This window comes from Nonomuraea sp. NPDC003754 (assembly GCF_053605785.1).
Genome location: NZ_JBSGJX010000042.1, coordinates 32,177 through 47,590, shown reverse-complemented (window position 1 = coordinate 47,590; position 15,414 = coordinate 32,177). Strand labels below are relative to the sequence as shown.

15 protein-coding genes are annotated in these 15,414 nt (G+C 71.9%); 5 read left to right on the top strand and 10 right to left on the bottom strand.

The features are described from left to right. Nucleotides 1-58 precede the first annotated feature (58 nt). A complete protein-coding gene (locus ACWEVS_RS36835; RefSeq protein ID WP_449920674.1) occupies nt 59-1,165 on the bottom strand; it encodes a glycosyltransferase in 1,107 nt (368 codons plus the stop codon). A 123-nt stretch (nt 1,166-1,288) separates the two neighbouring features. Continuing rightward, nucleotides 1,289-3,139 carry a SpoIIE family protein phosphatase gene (locus ACWEVS_RS36830; protein WP_449920672.1) on the bottom strand — a complete coding sequence of 617 codons (1,851 nt, stop codon included), beginning with the start codon at nt 3,137-3,139 and terminating at the stop codon, nt 1,289-1,291. A gap of 35 nt (nt 3,140-3,174) precedes the next feature. Between ACWEVS_RS36830 and ACWEVS_RS36825 the strand changes: the two genes are divergently transcribed. Further along, a complete protein-coding gene (locus ACWEVS_RS36825) occupies nt 3,175-3,882 on the top strand; it encodes a GAF and ANTAR domain-containing protein (protein WP_354910770.1) in 708 nt (235 codons plus the stop codon). Nucleotides 3,883-3,949: 67 nt separating this feature from the next. Here the strand turns inward: ACWEVS_RS36825 and ACWEVS_RS36820 are convergent, their stop codons facing one another. Beyond that, nucleotides 3,950-4,324, bottom strand: a complete 375-nt coding sequence (locus tag ACWEVS_RS36820) for an STAS domain-containing protein (protein WP_354910772.1) — start codon at nt 4,322-4,324, stop codon at nt 3,950-3,952. 201 nt (nt 4,325-4,525) lie between these two features. On the opposite strand from ACWEVS_RS36820, the gene ACWEVS_RS36815 reads away from it, so the two are divergent. From ACWEVS_RS36815 to ACWEVS_RS36805, 3 genes are read left to right on the top strand one after another with little or no spacing between them, the layout of a single operon-like run. Continuing rightward, nucleotides 4,526-5,302, top strand: a complete 777-nt coding sequence (locus tag ACWEVS_RS36815; protein WP_449920670.1) for a SigB/SigF/SigG family RNA polymerase sigma factor — start codon at nt 4,526-4,528, stop codon at nt 5,300-5,302. 13 nt (nt 5,303-5,315) lie between these two features. Further along, nucleotides 5,316-5,729: an ATP-binding protein gene (locus tag ACWEVS_RS36810; RefSeq protein ID WP_449920668.1), complete on the top strand. Its 414-nt coding sequence runs from the start codon at nt 5,316-5,318 to the stop codon at nt 5,727-5,729. Beyond that, nucleotides 5,726-7,045 (top strand): NAD(P)/FAD-dependent oxidoreductase, encoded by a 1,320-nt coding sequence (locus ACWEVS_RS36805; protein WP_449920665.1) that lies wholly within the window; start codon nt 5,726-5,728, stop codon nt 7,043-7,045. The genes ACWEVS_RS36810 and ACWEVS_RS36805 overlap by 4 nt, the downstream gene beginning before the upstream one ends. Before the next feature lie 80 nt (nt 7,046-7,125). Here ACWEVS_RS36805 and ACWEVS_RS36800 read toward each other — a convergent pair whose 3' ends face one another. From ACWEVS_RS36800 to ACWEVS_RS36785, 4 genes are all read right to left on the bottom strand, one after another. Beyond that, complete coding sequence (locus ACWEVS_RS36800) at nt 7,126-7,317, bottom strand: hypothetical protein (RefSeq protein ID WP_452415568.1); 192 nt, start codon at nt 7,315-7,317, stop codon at nt 7,126-7,128. 6 nt (nt 7,318-7,323) lie between these two features. Then, nucleotides 7,324-8,073: a hypothetical protein gene (locus ACWEVS_RS36795; protein ID WP_449920662.1), complete on the bottom strand. Its 750-nt coding sequence runs from the start codon at nt 8,071-8,073 to the stop codon at nt 7,324-7,326. A 5-nt stretch (nt 8,074-8,078) separates the two neighbouring features. Further along, the gene (locus tag ACWEVS_RS36790) at nt 8,079-8,654 is read right to left on the bottom strand and encodes a hypothetical protein (RefSeq protein ID WP_449920659.1); all 576 of its coding nucleotides are present in this window, start codon (nt 8,652-8,654) and stop codon (nt 8,079-8,081) included. A 79-nt stretch (nt 8,655-8,733) separates the two neighbouring features. Then, nucleotides 8,734-9,159: a hypothetical protein gene (locus ACWEVS_RS36785; protein ID WP_354910787.1), complete on the bottom strand. Its 426-nt coding sequence runs from the start codon at nt 9,157-9,159 to the stop codon at nt 8,734-8,736. A 96-nt stretch (nt 9,160-9,255) separates the two neighbouring features. On the opposite strand from ACWEVS_RS36785, the gene ACWEVS_RS36780 reads away from it, so the two are divergent. Further along, nucleotides 9,256-10,107: a DUF72 domain-containing protein gene (locus tag ACWEVS_RS36780; RefSeq protein ID WP_449920657.1), complete on the top strand. Its 852-nt coding sequence runs from the start codon at nt 9,256-9,258 to the stop codon at nt 10,105-10,107. Between the two features lie 21 nt (nt 10,108-10,128). Here ACWEVS_RS36780 and ACWEVS_RS36775 read toward each other — a convergent pair whose 3' ends face one another. The 3 genes from ACWEVS_RS36775 to ACWEVS_RS36765 are packed head-to-tail and all read right to left on the bottom strand — an operon-like array spanning nt 10,129 to nt 15,393. Next, nucleotides 10,129-10,959, bottom strand: coding sequence for an NAD-dependent epimerase/dehydratase family protein (locus tag ACWEVS_RS36775; protein ID WP_452555347.1), 831 nt, complete (start codon nt 10,957-10,959; stop codon nt 10,129-10,131). A 4-nt stretch (nt 10,960-10,963) separates the two neighbouring features. Beyond that, a complete protein-coding gene (locus ACWEVS_RS36770; protein ID WP_452555345.1) occupies nt 10,964-13,156 on the bottom strand; it encodes an FAD-dependent oxidoreductase in 2,193 nt (730 codons plus the stop codon). Continuing rightward, nucleotides 13,153-15,393, bottom strand: a complete 2,241-nt coding sequence (locus ACWEVS_RS36765; protein ID WP_452555343.1) for a hypothetical protein — start codon at nt 15,391-15,393, stop codon at nt 13,153-13,155. Before ACWEVS_RS36765 ends, ACWEVS_RS36770 begins: the two co-directional genes overlap by 4 nt. Between the last annotated feature and the right edge of the window lie 21 nt (nt 15,394-15,414).

Sequence of the window (15,414 nt, the reverse complement as noted above, 5' to 3'; positions counted from 1 at the left end):
CGCCCCTCGCCGACGGCCGGCCGCAGCCCGAGGAGCGGCGGGCGGGACGCGGGGCGGCTCACAGCGATTCGTACACCCGGAGCAGCTCCTGGCTGACGCGCTCCCACGAGTAGCGCGACCGCGCCCGGTCGGCGCCGGCGTAGCCGAGCGCCGTGCGCCTGGTCGGGTCGGCGAGCAGCTCGCGGATGAGCCTGGCGGTCTGGGCGGGCCGGTCCGGCGGCACCAGCAGGCCCGTGACGCCGTCGACCACGGCGTCCAGGTGCGCGCCCACGGCAGAGGCGATGACGGGGACGCCGCAGGCCATGGCCTCCAGCGCGACCGTCCCCTCGGGCGCCTCGCGCGGCAGCGACATGACCAGGTCGGCGCTGCGCATGAGCTTGGGCACCGACGTCTTCGGCACCCGGCCGAGCACGTTCACCCGCTCGGCCACGCCGGCCTGCCGGGCCAGCATGCGCAGCCGCCTGGCCTCGCGGTCCTCCTCCAGCCCCTCGGCCGGCGGCCCGCCGGCCAGGACCAGCTCGGCGTCGGGGACGGCGGCCAGCGCCCGCACCACGGTGTGCGCGCCCCGGTCGGGGGAGAGGGGACCGACGTGCAGCAACCGCCTGCGGGTGCCGCGGGCCGCCGCGCTGCCCTGGCGGCGGAACCTGTCCACGTCCACCCCGCAGGGCACGACCGCGATGTGGTCGCGGGGGACGCCCATCCTGATGAGCTCGGACTCCTCGTCGCCGCAGCCGGCGATGACCGCGTCGGCACGCCGGCCGAGCACACGCTCCAGCCTGAGATGCGCCGGCGGTACGGCGACGCCCAGGTCGTGGTGGAAGGTCTGCGTGACCGGCACGCCCAGCCCGCTGGCCCCGGCCACCGCCACCAGCCCCCCGGTCCACGAGTGGGCGTGGATCACGTCGGGCCGTTCCTCGAGCCAGCGGCGCATCAGGTACGCGCCCACGTCCGACAGGAACGGCACCACGTCGTCGGCGGGCAGATCCTGGGCCGGGCCCGCGGGTATGGACTCGACGGTGACGCCATGGCACACCTTCGTCCTGAGCTTCGCCTGGCCGTCACTGCGGCGGGAGAAGATCGTCACCCTGTGTTCGCGGCCCAGCTCGCGGGCCACCGCGAGGATATGAGTGCGCCGCTGGTCGGAAGCGACGATGGCGATATGCATGACACACCTCGGGCAGGTGACAGCTGCGGGGTGTGCCTGCGTCTTAGGCACTCACTTCCTTCTAGGCTTACCCCGGTGCCCGGGAAAAGTAAACCTGCTCGGGGGGCCCAAACCGGGCGGTGGTCACGCCACGCGGAGCGCGAGCACCACGATCTCGTCCCACACCCGCCCGCCGGAGAAGGCGTGCCTGTCCTGCTCGATGGACTTCACCACGGTCGAGGGCGGCTGCTGCACGCTGCGGGCCAGCACGTCGGCCAGCCGCTCCTCCCCGTACGGCTCGCCGTGCTCGCCGCGCGAGGAGACCAGGCCCTCGGAGTAGAAGACCAGCGTCTGGCCCGCCGTCAGGGTGATCTCCTCCACCGCCGTCTCGGCCTCGGCCGCGATGCCGAGCGGCACGCCGCCGCCGGAGACGAAGCGCACCCCGCCGTCCGGCTGCACCAGCGCGGCCGGATGGTGCCCGGCGGAGCTGACGGTGATCGTCCTGCCCTTCACGTAGCCGGCCGCGGCCATGACGAACATGCCGGAGCGCTGCGCGACCAGCGCCTCGTTGACCTTGCGCACCGCGATGTCGGGATCGCTCTCCCACACGCTCAGCACGCGCAGCCCGCCGCGCACCATCGCGCTGACCGAGGCCGCCTCCTCACCGGAGCCGACCGCGCCGCCCAGCGAGAACCCCCATCCGTCCTTGACGGGGAACACGTCGTAGAACTCCGCTCCCACCGAGGCGCCCTGGTGGTAGATCGCCGCCGCCTCGAAGCCCGGGATCTGCGGCAGGTTGCGCGGCACCACGCTGGCCGTCAGCGCGTCGGCGGCCTGCGAGCGGTCGCGGAAGCGCTCCCTGGCCGCCATCGCCATGCCCAGGTGCGCGCCCAGCTCCTGCACCAGCCCCAGGTCGGCCAGCGTGTACGGCTGGCGGTCGTGCGAGCGCACCAGTGTGAGCACCCCGCGGACCGCCCCCTCCACGCCGATCGGCACGCACAGCATGGAGCCGGCCCCCATCGTGGTCAGCAGCGGCCCGTCGGCGGACGAGCCGAGCAGCGACTCGTCCTCGACCATCTCGTGCACCACGCCGGTGCCCTGGTCGAGCACCTGCGCCACGAGCGGGCCGGCGGCCGGGTCGGCCCGCTCGACCAGCCGTACCAGCTCGGCCACCGGCTGGTCCTTCGGCCCCAGCACCACCGACCTGCTCAGCAGGTCGTCGCGCAGGACGTCGCCGATCACCCAGTCGGCCCACTCCTCGGCCAGCAGCCGCGCCGCCCGTGACAGGGCCACGGGCAGCCGCAGGCTCTCCTCGTCGAGCAGCAGCGACGTCATCCGCGCCAGCAGCTCCTGCCGCTTGGCGGCCGTCATCAGCAGCGCCGCGTCGGACAGCTCGGGACGGGGCGTGCCGGGCTCGGACACCTGCACCTGCGTCGGCAGCGCCACCGCCGCCACCATCTGCTGCGGCTCGCCCGGCATCGTCAGTTTGGTCAGCACCAGCTGCGCGATGTGGGTGCGGCCCTGGTGGGCCAGCCTGGTCTCGAACGCGGCCGACTGCCCGGTCTGCAGCACCGCCGTCAGATGGGACCGGAAGGCCGCCCGCCGCGGCACGTCCACCAGCAGCGGGAACGACCTGCCGATCAGGAACCCGTCGGGGCTGCCGAGCAGCGCGGCCGTCTCGGCGTTGATCCGCCTGATCACGCCGCCGCCGTCCAGCACGATCACCGGCACGGGGAACACCCTGAACACCTGGCGCAGCAGTTTCAGCTCCCGCTGGGAGGCGCCCTTGCCCGCCTTGTTCCTGGCGGCGCCGGACAGCTCCGCCTTGGCCGCGGCCAGCAGCTCGGTGGCGGTGTCGAGTTCGGCCAGCGCGGCGTCGAGCGTCTGCGCCAGCTCCCCCGGGTAGGCGGACCGGGCCGCGCGCAGCGACGAGACGCGCCCCCCGAGCTCATCGAGGGCGTGTTCGAGGGCGGCCAGGCCGATGGGTTCGGTCACCTGTTTAATCTAGGCTCATCGGGAAGGGATTCGCCATGGCGAGAATGATCACCTCCGTGCTGGCGCGCGACCTGGCTGCGCTGGGCCGGGTCGGCGACGACACCTCGAGTGAGAGCGTACTTCGCGGGCTGACCACGACCCTGGCCCGGGGGGTGCCCGGCTGCTCGGGAGGGTCGGCCGAGCTGTGGCGCGACGACCGGGTGCTGGTGTCGGGGTCCCACAGCGAGCTCATCATGCTGGTCGAGGGCGAACGGCGGATCGGCGAGGGGCCCTCCATCGAGGCGCGGGGCACGCGGCGCCGCGTGGTGGTCGCCGACGTGCTGCGCGACCGCCGCTGGGCGCGCTACGCGGGCCTGGCCACCCGGTGGGGCGTCCGTTCGGCGTTGGTGCTGCCGATCGAGATCCAGCCCGTGCTCCTGGTGGTGGGCCTGTACTCGGTACGGCCGGGCGCCTTCACCGCGCAGGCCGCCGCGCCGCTGTCGGAGATGCTGTCCGAGCAGGTCGGGGTGGCGATGGCGAACATGTGGGAGTTCGACGAGATGCGCACCGACGCCGCCCAGCTGCAGGAGGCCATGGCCGGGCGGTCCGTCATCGACCAGGCCAAGGGCATCATCATGAAGACCAGCGGGTGCGGCGCCGAGGCGGCCTTCGAGGAGTTGCGGAGGGTCTCCCAGCACCACCAGGTCAAGGTCGCCGACCTGGCCCGGCTGCTGGTGGAGGAGCACCAGCGCAAGGCCCGCTGAGAGGCGCCGGTCCTGGAGCGGTGAGAGCACCTGCCGGCCCGGCGCGAGGCCGGCCGGGAGGTGCCGGTCAGCTCAGCGCGGCGAGCGCTTCGTCGAGCGTCTCGTACAGCGGCAGCCGCTGCGCCAGCCCGGTGATCCACATCACCTTCGACGGCGAGTAGCGCACGCCCACCAGCGCGAACCTGCCACCCGCCGACGTGCACCCCTGCCAGTGGTGCACGATCAGGCCGAGCGCGCGCGAGTCCATGAAGGTGACCCCCGCAAGGTCGAGGATGAGATCGTGGCCGTGGACGGCCACCACCTCGGCCAGATGGTCGGCGAACTGCTCCCTCGTCGTGGCGTCGAGCACGCCCTCCACGGCCACCACGGGCAGTCCGCCGGCGATCGACGACGTCAGACTCAGGGCGGCCTTCGGCCACTCACCGTTCTCCGACACCGTCACCCGAAGCCTCCTCCGTCGTCCCCTGTCTGGCAGGGCAACCCTACTGTCACCGCCCAGGGGTTGAATACTCCATCCCAAAGGGGGAAAACTGAAGTCGAAGTCCAGCAGAGGGCTTCCGAGCGACCTCTCGTGAGGCGCGCCTCTGCCTGGGCTTTTTCGCTGTGCGGGGGCGGGCTGCGACCATATGAGGAGCAGACGCCAATGGCTGTTCAGGAACGCGTCCTCGACGACATGACCGCGGAGGAACTCCTGGCCGAGATGGTCAGGGACGGCACCCCTGACTCGCTGCGCGAAAGGGTGCGAGAGCGCGTCGTCGAGATGCACCGGCCGCTCGCGATGGAGATCGCCAGACGCTACCGCTACCGGGGCGAGCCGATGGAGGACCTTCTGCAGGCCGCCTACGTGGGCCTCATGAAGGCCATCAACGGCTTCGACGCGGGCCTCGGCCACGCCTTCAGGGGCTACGCCGTCGTCACGATGACCGGTGAGGTCAAGCGGCACTTCCGCGACCGCACCTGGGCGATCAGGGTGCCCCGGCTCTACCAGGAGCGCCGCTCCGAGCTCAACAGGCTGGTCTCCGACCTCAGCCAGGATCTCGGCCGCGCTCCCACGGTGGCCGAACTGGCCGCCAAGATGAACATCTCGGAAGAGGACGTCCTGCTCACCCTCGACGCCTCCGCCGCCTACAGCACGCTCTCGCTGGACGCCCCGCTGGGCGCCGACGACGACGCCGCCTCCCTGGGGGACGTGATCCCGGAGGACGACGACACTCTCAACACCCTGGTCGACCAGCAGGCCGTCAAGCCTCTCATCGACGCCCTGCCCTCCAGGGAGAAGAACATCCTGCTGCTGCGCTTCTTCGGCAACATGACGCAGGCCGAGATCGCGGCGGAGTTCGGAATCTCGCAGATGCACGTCTCGCGCATTCTGCGCAAGGTCCTCGACCAGCTCAGGGCAGAACTGATCGCGGAGCGCTAGATGGGGGCTTCCCATGGACGGGGAACAAAGGAACGCCCTGCTCAGAGAAGTGATCTTCCGGCTGTCCGACCTGCCGGAGGTCCGGGGTTTCGCCGCGGACCAGGCGCGTGCGTCGGGCCTGTCCGAGACGGAGGTCACCGACCTCCTCGTCGCCGTGAACGAGGTGACCACCAACGCGGTCACCCACGGCGCCCGGGACAAGGCCCGCCTGCGCATCTGGCGGGAGGACGACCAGGTCGTCGTGGAGGTGCACGACGACGGCCGGTGGAAGCTCGAGGGCGAACCGGGCGCCACACCGCCCGCGCCCGACGCGACCAGAGGCATGGGCCTGTGGGTGGCCCGACGGCTCGCCGGCAGCGTCGACATCCGCACCGGCGAGGAAGGCAGCACGGTTACGATGCGCTTCGGGGGTAGAGGAGCGCGATGACTCCTCGCATCGTTATCCTTGGCGGCGGCTCGGTGGGGATGTTCACCGCGCTGCGGCTCCAGCGCCGGCTTCGCGCGGGCGAGGCGCACATCACCCTCATCGACGTCGACTCCTACATGACCTACCAGCCGTTCCTTCCCGAGGCGGCGGCGGGCAACCTGGAGGCCAGGCACGTCGTCGTCTCGCTGCGCCGGGTGCTGCCACGTTGCACGATTCTCAACGGCGTCATCGAGGACATCGACACCGGCAGGCGCGAGGTGAGCTTCCGGCCGCACCGGGGTCAGGCGCGAAGCGTCGGCTACGACCTGCTCGTCGTGTGCCCCGGCTCGATCTCCCGCACCCTGCCCGTCCCCGGGCTGGCCGAGTCCGGCATCGGGTTCAAGACCGTGGAGGAGGCCATCCACCTGCGCAACCACGTCCTCGGCCAGCTCGACCTGGCCGCCTCCACCGACGACGAGGCGATCAGGCGTGAGGCGCTGACCTTCGTGTTCGTCGGCGCCGGTTTCGCCGGCGTCGAGGCGCTGGCCGAGCTGGAGGACATGGCCCACGACGCGTGCCGCTACTACCCGGGCGTCGAGCCGTCCGACCTGAAGTGGTACCTCATCGAGGCGACCGACCGGATCCTGCCCGAGGTGGGGCCCGAGATGGGCGCCTGGACCCTGGAGCAGCTGCGCGCCCGCGGCATCGACGTGCGGCTGAAGACCAGCCTCGAGTCGGCCGTGGACGGGCGGATCGTGCTCGACGACGGCTCGGTGTTCGACGCGGCCACGCTGGTGTGGACGGCAGGCGTCAAACCCAACCCGGTCGTCGCGCACGGCGACCTGCCCCTCGACGGCAAGGGCAGGGTGCGGGCCACGCCGTTCCTCAACGTCGAGGGCCACGACGAGGTCTTCGCCGCGGGTGACTGCGCCGCCGTACCCGACCTGACCAAGCCGGGCCAGTACACCGCGCCCAACGCCCAGCACGCCGTACGGCAGGCCAGGGTGCTGGCCGACAACCTGCTGGCCACGATCAGGGGGACGGCGCGCAGGCCGTACCGGCACGCCTACGCGGGCTCGGTCGCCAGCCTCGGCCTGCACAAGGGCGTCGCGCAGATCTACGGCGTGAAGTTGCGCGGGCCGCTGGCGTGGTTCGTGCACCGGACCTACCACCTGTCGCGGATGCCCACCATGAACAGGAAGGCGCGGGTGCTCATGGACTGGACGCTCGCGCTGTTCTTCCGCAGGGACATCACGGCGCTGGCCGCGCTGAGCGATCCCCGCCGGGAGTTCGAGTACGCCGCCATGACCGAACGGACCGTCTCCCACGCCCGCTGAGCACGTGCCAGGCCGGGCACGCACGAGGGACGCCCTCCCGCAGGGCGCCCCTCGTGATCTCAGGGTGGATCGTGGTGGCGCTAGCGCCTGGTACGGCGCCAGCCGCCGCGGTAGCCGCTGATGCCGGCCGTCCCGACGCCCGCCTGGTGCAGGGCGAGCAGGCACAGGCCGAGCAGGACGAAGGCCATTCCGCTGATGCCGGCGATCCTCGTGTTCAGCAGGTCGAGTAAGAACCCGAGCCCGAACACGATCGCCGCGACGATGGCGAGCATGTCATGTCACCTTTCCGCCGGGGTGAGAGTGAGCAACTGGTCGACCATCAACCGGTATTCACGCAGGGCCTGGCGCAGCACCTCGGTGTCGCCCCCGCCGGCGTTCTTGCACCGGTCGCGCAGCTGGGCCGCACGGGAGGTCAGGGTCGCCAGCAGCTCCTCCACCAGCGCGTCGGCCCGGTCGACCGACTCGCGGGGATCGTCGACGAAGTAGGCCTGGACCTCACGCCAGCGGATGCGCACCTGCTCAGGGTCCTGGTCGAGCAGGAACCCGCCCGGCTCGGCGGCCTCGCGGCGGATGTCCTGGCCCGCGGCGGATCCCGGCCCGGCGGGCCCGGCCGTGGCCGGTTGCGTCCGCTCCGGCTCGGCCGTTCCCGCGCCCTGCCCGGCGGCCTCCGGCCGGGCGGTCTCGCCGCGGTGGCCGGCGAGGACGTCGTCCGGCGCCTGCGTCTCGTAGGGGTCGTGGTAGCGGGTGTCCTCCTGCTGACGGCCGGCGTCGGCGTCCATCATCGGCTGGTGCCGCTCCTCGTGGCCGCCCTCCCACGCCTGGCCGGCGCGCGCCTGGTCCTCCTGGGCCAGGTCGTCGCGCGTGCGGCCCTGCCACTGCCGCTCGGCGTTCTGGTCACGCGATTCTGCGGCGGTGGCCTGGAAGTCGCGGTCGGTGGCGTCGTCGGTGGCGTCGGGATCGTTCCTGGCCTGGTCGGCGCGCGGTGGGGGCACCTGCAGCGCGTCCTCGGCGGGTCTGTGCTCGGTCATATCGTTCACCGTCCTCTGGGTTCCTGACGGGGGAAGTGAGGGGCGTCGTCGTGCAGCAGGTCCTGGAACAGCGCGCGGTAGTGCACCATGGCCTGGCGGAGTTCCTCGGTCGAGGCCTCCTTCCTGGCCGCGCGGCCGCTGATCTCGTGGGCCTTGCGATAGTGGTCCAGCGTCGTGGCGTGCGCGACCGACAGCGTCGAGACCTTGTCGTCGTAGTCGCCCGTGGGGTAGCCGCGGTCACCCATCACCGAGGTGACCAGCTGGTCCGCCTCGGTCACCGCGAACCCTGGCGCGTCGACGAAGCGCTCCTGCACCTCGCCCCACCGCACGGCGTAGACCTGCCGGCTGCCCTCGTCGAGCGGCCTGATGTCGAGCTCGGAGAAGCGCTGCTCCCGCGCCATCAGTTCCTGCTCCGCCTCGCGCGTGCTGTCGTGCTCGGCGACCGCGCGCTCGTATTCCGGCCCGAACCTGTCGCGCAGGCCGGCCCGGCGTCTTTGCTGAAGGATGACGTAGCCGACCGCGGCGATGGCGATGACCACCACCACGATGACGGCCACCCAGATCAGAGTTGAGGTGGTCATCAGACGCCTCCGGAGTCTGTCGGGATGTGCCGTGATCGGCCTTCCGACTGCCCCGGAGGCGCGTGCCGAAACGCCTCCGTCAGCTACCCTCGACGGCCTTCACCGCGCGGCCCAGCACCTCGGCGACATGCGAGCCGGACGGGGCCGCCGGGACCTCCGTGAACCCCTCCACCGGGTCATAGGCCACGTCGAGACCCTGGTCCACCAGCCGCCGCGCCCACCGCAGGGCGGTGTTGAGCCGCTCGGGCGCCACCGGCCTGCCCTGCGCCGCCGCCGACAGGTTCCGCAGGTTGGTGGCGGGCCCCGACTGGGCGTGGGTACGGCTGAGCGTCCACGGCAGCGCCCCGCCGTGGTCGAGCTGCGCCTTGGCCAGACCCGCGGCCCGCTTGGCCTGCAGCACGCCCGACTCGCTCACCCCGAAGTGGGCCGCCAGCTCCCGCACGCTCATGCCCTCGCTGACCAGCCGCGCCAGCTCCGCCCTGTCGATCGTCGGCCTGCGCCCCACCACGTCCTCCAAGCTCGCCGTGGCGTCCAGGGTAGGCGCTCGCCGCCTGCCGGGTCACGAAAGGATCACCGGCGCGGATCCGATAGCGTCGATTCCATGCGGCTTCACGTGGGATGCGCGATGTGGACTCATACCCCATGGCAGGGGCGTTTCCTGCCGCATCCGCTCCCACCGGGCGAGCGCCTGCGCGCCTACGCGAGCTGGTGCGACGCGGTGGAGGGCAACACCACCTTCTACGCGACGCCGACGCGCGCCACCGTGGAGACGTGGGCCGCCCAGACCGGCCCCGACTTCCGCTTCGTGGTGAAGCTGCCCAGATCCATCACGCACGAGCGCCGCCTGAGCGGCGTCGAGGAGGAACTGAGCGCGTTCCTGGAGGCGATCGAGCCGCTGGGGCCGCGGGCGCACGCCCTGTGGGTGCAGCTTCCCGGATCGTTCGGGCCGGCCGACCTCGGCGCCCTGGCCGCCTTCCTCCGCCGCCTCCCGCGCTCTCACCGGTACGCCGTCGAGGTCCGCCACCGCGCCTTCTTCGACGACGCCCGCTCCGAGCGGCTCCTCGAACAGGTGCTGGCGGGCGTCGAGGCCGAATGGATCCCGTTCGACACCACCACCCTGTTCCGCAGCCCGCCGACCAGCGACGCCGAACGGGACGCCTGGACGAAGAAGCCTCGCGTGCCCCGCCGGTCACGCGCGCTGACCGGCCGTCCGATCGTCCGCTACCTCGGCAGGGACGACACCGGGCGCACCGTCGAGGGCTGGCGGCACTGGGTCGGTACGGTCACCGAGTGGCTGCGCGAGGGCCGCTCGCCGACCGTGTTCATCCACACGCCCGACAACGCCGACGCGCTGCCGCTCGCCCGCCGCTTCCACGACGAAGTGCGGGCCCGCCTGCCCGAGGTGGAGCCGCTGCCCGAGCCGGTGCCCGCCGAACCGCTGACCCTCTTCTGACCCGCCTCGCCCACCGTCGGGTCAGACGCGGAACTCCGCGCTGAAGCCGAGAACGGCGGTGGCCCTGGTCAGCTTCAGCGGGACGGTGCGTCCCGGCAGGGGGCAGCGGATCTCGGCGGCGGGGTGATAGCGGCGGAGCAGATCCTCGGTGGAGTGGGAGACCAGGGTTTCCGGGGCCGCGACGGTGACGACGTGGAAGCCGGCGGGGCTGAGGCCGAGCAGGCACGCCCGGGCCGCGTCGCGGGTCTCGAGGTAGGCCCACAGGCCGGGCGCGTGCAGGCCGGGGTCCAGCTCGCACCGTCGCGCGAAGTCGAGGAGGCGCTCGTCGAAGCCGCCGACGTACGGCAGGCGCAGGGCGACCACCGACATGCCGTAGCGGCGCGACATCATCTGCGCGGTCAGCTCGTCGACCTGCTTGGACAGCGCGTAGGGATCCTCGGGCCCTGGCGGTTGCTCCTCGTCCACGGGGACGTATCGCGGGTGGAGGGCGCGCGCGGCGAACGGCAGCCCCGAGATCGCCGTGCTGCTCGCGGTGCACACCCGGGTGATCCCCGCCTGGCCGGCCTGCTCCAGCACGGTGTAGGTGGCCTGGGTGTTGGTGGCGAAGACCGTCTCGGCGGGATGCCGCTCGGGGGTGGGGATCGCGGCGAGGTGGATCACCGCGTCGGCCCCCCTGAGGGCTTCCCGCACGGCGCGCGGGTCCGTCGCGCTTCCCTCGACGACCAGCTCGGCCCTGAGGTCTCCGGGATCTTCCAGCACGAGGGCGTTGGCCGGGATCCCCCGCCGGCCGAGCAGGTCGAGGACGGCCCGGCCGATACGGCCGGCCGCACCGGTGACCAGGACACGCTTCATGGGTCTACTCATACACGCGAACCGCCACGACATGGGCGTACGGTGTCCCGTTGCCGGCCTCGACCACGATCCTCAGCGCGTCGGCGGCGACCGGCTCGAGGTCGTGGACGTTGCGTCGGCGCCGGTTGCCGCGCACCTCGGCCACCGTCCGCCAGCCGCCGTCCTGCCGTACCCGCAGCCGGTAGTCGCGGAGCAGCGTCGGCATGACCTCGAACGGCGTGCGGTGGTGGTGCAGGTTGATCAGGTCCTCGTTCACGTCGTCGTCGGCCAGAACGTCGACGCGGCCGATCGTCACCGGCGACGGCCAGGACAGTTCGAGGGTGGCGGGCAGGGTGTCCGACACCCACATGTGGGGTCCGGCGTGCGGACGCTGGAAGCCGTCGAGCGCCTTGGACGGCGCGAAGGCGTCCGTCGGGCCGGCCCGGAAGCAGAAGGTGCGGCGCAGCAGACCGGCGTCGGACCACTCCCGCAGCAGCTGGGGCGCCTCGTCCTGGGGGCGCAGCGGGACCCGGGTCAGGCAGAGCACGCCAGGCGTGGGCCGGTCGGCGACATGGAGGCGGACGTCAGGGTTCGCCCTGATCAGCAGGAACGCGTTCTGCGCCCGACCGGGCCGGAAGGACAGATCCACGCGGACCCACTGGTTCTTCCCCGGCTCCACCGGTACGGCATGCGAGGCGATCAGCTCCCGCGGCACGTAGTTCTGGCCCAGCACCGGATCGTAGAGATCCACGACCAGTTCGGTGCCGGCAGCCGCGTCGAGCATGAGCTCGATCGCGTCCAGAGCCGGGTCGACCGGCACGACCAGTCCGGCGTCCGCCTCCAGCGGCCACACCTCGGCCGAGGTCTCGACCGCGAATCGGGTCAACGTGCTCGACGCGGAGGCGGTGGCGGTCCGCGCGAGATCCGAGGGGTCCTCGTACGGCAGGCCGATGATCGAGCCGTCCTCCCGCAGGAGGGTTCTCTGAAGGTCGCGCGCGTCCAGCTCGCGAGGTGAGAGACCGCCGGCCACGCACAGGGCGGCCGCGGTGCCGGCCGCCTGGCCGATCGTGGCGCAGGTGGCCATCACCCTGGTCGAGCCGAACGCCACGTGCGACGCGGAGATGTTCCGCCCGGCCATGAGCAGGTTGGGCACGTTCCGCGAATAGAGGCACCGGTAGGGGATGTGGTAGATCCCGTCGGCGTAGCGCTGCTTCGCGCCGTCCTCCTTGGCGTACATGCCCTGCGGCGGGTGCAGGTCGATCGACCATCCGCCGAAGGCGACCCTGTCGTCGAACGGGGTCTGGCCCAGCACGTCGTGCTGGGTGAGCACGTGGTCGCCGAGGAACCGGCGGTACTCCCGCTTGCCGGGCAGCGACCCCACCCACTCCAGGGTCATGGTCTCCGCGTCGAACTTCCCGGAGTTCTTGATGTGGTCCCAGATGCCGTAGATGACCGACCACAGCTCGTCGCGGATGCGGTCGTTGTCGTGCACGGTGTCCAGCTCGCCGCCGAACTCGATCCACCAGTAGGCGCAGCCGTTGTCGCCGGCCCTGATGATCCGCCGCTCGGGGATCGACGTCCCGGTGATGTCCTTGGCGAAGCTGGGCGGGACGTAACGGACCGGCTCGCCCGCGTCCTTGGTGTAGAAGAGCAGCGTGCTGCCGAGCGTGATGTCGTCGGGCACCTCCGGCGCCCACGGCTCGCCGTACTCCGCGCGTCCCTCGCGGCCGACGCGGTGGCTCGCGCCGGCCAGGTGGCCGACGAGCCCGTCGCCGGTGCAGTCCAGGAAGATCGGCGACTCGAAGGTGATCAGCCGCTCCGAGCCCATCATCCAGCCGGTCACGGCGCTGATCCGGCCCGCCGGGCACGACACCTCCCGCACGTCGGTGTTGAGGAAGAGCGCGATGTTCGGTTCCTGCCGGACGAGGTCGAGAACGGTCGTGTCCCAGAAGTAGGGATTGCCCTGCGGGTTCCTGTACTGGTTCTCCAGGAAGAGCTCGCCCATGATGCCGCCCTCGCGGGCGTGGTGGTTCCTGCCGTGCCCGGTCGCCCCGACCACCCAGACCCGGACCTCGCTGCTGGAGTTGCCGCCGAGCACGGGCCGGTTGGTGACCAGGGCGACCGTACGGCCCAGCCGGGCCGCGGCGACGGCGGCGTTGACGCCGGCCAGACCGCCGCCGATCACGGTCACGTCGTGGGAGAGGGATTCGGTTCTCATAGCTCCAGCCCGTAGTAGAGACGCGGGGCGCCGTCCAACGTGACCTGGACGCGGCGGCCCGTGGCGGTGATCGTGCGCTCCTGCCCGATGCAGTCGATCTCCCGGATCGCCGGACCGGAGGACTTCAGGGACACGCACGTCTTGGTCGGCCAGTGGTCCACCCAGCCTTCGGGGTGCGGGTACCACTGGTCGGCGCCGTGGTCGCGGTTGAGGATGTAGCCGTCCTTACGGCTCCACAGGACCGCGAGCTTGCCGCGCGGAGTGTCGAAGAGCAGGCCCTTCAGGTCGGGGTCGGCGAAGGTGAGCCAGCGCTTGAACGTCGCGCCCTCGAGGTGGCGTGTGGCCGTCGCGAACGCCAGCAGCGCGGGCTTGGCGCTGGTGTCGCGGTTCAGCAGCCCGAAGTGGTATTCCGGGTTGTTCGGATCGGCCTCCTGCGGGTGGTGGATGGTGCTGTCGTGGGGCTGGTACCAGTTGACGCCGTCCACGCCTTCCGACAGGCAGAGCGCGAGCTGGAGCAGCACGTTCTCGGCGGCCTGGCGGTGGGTGTCGTTCCACCAGCGGTTGGGCCTGGTGCAGGCGTAGGCCTCGGTCAGCCAGAGCTCCTTGTCGCCGCCGTACTCGTCGAGGGTCTGCCTGGCCTTGCGCAGCGCGCCCAGGAAGTTCCAGTAGGAGCCGTTGGCGCCCTGCTCCCACTCCTCCGGCGGCGGGGCGTAGTCGGCGGTGAAGTTGCCCCGGCCGGGATGGAAGGCGAACGCGTCGATCAGGTCCCAGCCGCCCGCCGCGTGGAAGTTGGCCGTCCAGCGGTAGTCCATGCCGCCCAGCCCGCAGTTCATCAGCTTGACGCCGGAGTCCTTGAGCCTGTCGTGGATGGGTTTCAGGCCGTCGCGCACGTATTCGGCGGCCTTCTGCCCGGACATCCAGGGCTGGTTCAGCTCGTTGGCCACCTCGAAGTAGGCGGCACCCGACTGCACGGCGATCCTGGCCCGGTCGTCGGCCCAGGCGGCGATCTGCTCCGCCGTACCGTTGAAGATCACCCCGCCGAGCTGGACGTTGTGCCTGATGCCCAGCGCGTCGAGTTCCGCGGGCGGGATGCCCGGCGCGCCGTCGTAGGCGATGCGCACCCATCTCACGCCGATCCTCTGCATCAGCCGGCCGACCTGCTGCTTGTCCGGGACGAGCAGCCAGGTGTAGTTCGCGATGCCGAACCTGCCGTCGGCGCGGTAGGCGTAGGGCTTGAGAGTGGCCAGGTTCGTCCGCGCGAACGCCTCCTCATCTCCCGAGGTGGCCTTGACCTCGGTGAACACGAGGCCCTGCGCGGGCCCCCGCACGGTGAGCGTCTCCTGCCAGGCCGCGCCGGGCTCGACGGTCCTGGTGAGCCGGCCGGTGCCGAGCACGGTGCCGTTGAAGTCGCGGGCCCACCAGGTCAGGGTGACGGGCTTGGCGTCGGCGGCGCCGTTGACCACCTGGGCGTTGACCGCCATGGTCGCGCCCGGCTCGTAGAGGCCGAAGGGCTGGTCGCTCCACACGTCGACGCCGAGCGGCGCGGCGGTCGCCACGGCGTTGGCCGCGCTCGGCCGCAGGTCGCCGAGGACCAGCTCCACCCGGGTCGCTCCGTCCTGGCCGGCCGGCGCGTGGATCCAGGTGGCGTTGGTGAACGACGGATTGGAGGCCGCCAGCCGGAAGCAGGCGCGCGTGCCGGCCCACGTCTCCTGGTAGAGCGAGCCCGCGTTGACCTCGTACGGCACGCCGCCGCGGGGGTCCTTCGTCCAGACGGTGGCGGGCACGTACTTCTCCGGCGCGGTGTTGCCGACCAGAGCGCGGGAGAACATGTAGCCGGTCGGGGAGAGCGTGGCGCTGCCGGTCACCTCCCAGCTCAGGCTCGCCCGGCGGGCGGCCACGGTGAACGTGCCGCGCACGGTCACCGCCGAGGCGCTCGCCGGCATCGTGTAGGCGACCTGGAGGGCGGGCCGGCCGTTCACCGTGGTCAGGCTCGGCGTGCCGCCGAACGTGCGCTGCTGCCCGAGCACGGTGTCCTTGATCATGAAGTGGCCGATCCTGAGGAGATCGGTCCCCGAACCGTCGCGGACGAGGATCGAGCCGCCGGCCTCGGCGACGAGCGTGATGCCGTCGGCCGAGATCGACAGGGCGTCCGCCTGGGCGGGGGTGACGGTGAGCGCGGAGGCCGCGCCGGCGAGCGCGGCGGTCTGGAGAAGGGTGCGGCGGGAGACATCAGGCATGGGGGGTCCGCCTTTCGGGGG

Excerpts from the sequence above, each read along its gene's own strand:
- ACWEVS_RS36835 (WP_449920674.1), bottom strand. The coding sequence starts at position 1,165 with ATGCATATCGCCATCGTCGCTTCCGACCAGCGGCGCACTCATATCCTC.
- ACWEVS_RS36825 (WP_354910770.1), top strand. The coding sequence starts at position 3,175 with ATGGCGAGAATGATCACCTCCGTGCTGGCGCGCGACCTGGCTGCGCTG.
- ACWEVS_RS36815 (WP_449920670.1), top strand. The coding sequence starts at position 4,526 with ATGGCTGTTCAGGAACGCGTCCTCGACGACATGACCGCGGAGGAACTC.
- ACWEVS_RS36810 (WP_449920668.1), top strand. The coding sequence starts at position 5,316 with ATGGACGGGGAACAAAGGAACGCCCTGCTCAGAGAAGTGATCTTCCGG.
- ACWEVS_RS36805 (WP_449920665.1), top strand. The coding sequence starts at position 5,726 with ATGACTCCTCGCATCGTTATCCTTGGCGGCGGCTCGGTGGGGATGTTC.
- ACWEVS_RS36800 (WP_452415568.1), bottom strand. The coding sequence starts at position 7,317 with ATGCTCGCCATCGTCGCGGCGATCGTGTTCGGGCTCGGGTTCTTACTC.
- ACWEVS_RS36795 (WP_449920662.1), bottom strand. The coding sequence starts at position 8,073 with ATGACCGAGCACAGACCCGCCGAGGACGCGCTGCAGGTGCCCCCACCG.
- ACWEVS_RS36790 (WP_449920659.1), bottom strand. The coding sequence starts at position 8,654 with ATGACCACCTCAACTCTGATCTGGGTGGCCGTCATCGTGGTGGTGGTC.
- ACWEVS_RS36780 (WP_449920657.1), top strand. The coding sequence starts at position 9,256 with ATGCGGCTTCACGTGGGATGCGCGATGTGGACTCATACCCCATGGCAG.
- ACWEVS_RS36775 (WP_452555347.1), bottom strand. The coding sequence starts at position 10,959 with ATGAAGCGTGTCCTGGTCACCGGTGCGGCCGGCCGTATCGGCCGGGCC.
- ACWEVS_RS36770 (WP_452555345.1), bottom strand. The coding sequence starts at position 13,156 with ATGAGAACCGAATCCCTCTCCCACGACGTGACCGTGATCGGCGGCGGT.
- ACWEVS_RS36765 (WP_452555343.1), bottom strand. The coding sequence starts at position 15,393 with ATGCCTGATGTCTCCCGCCGCACCCTTCTCCAGACCGCCGCGCTCGCC.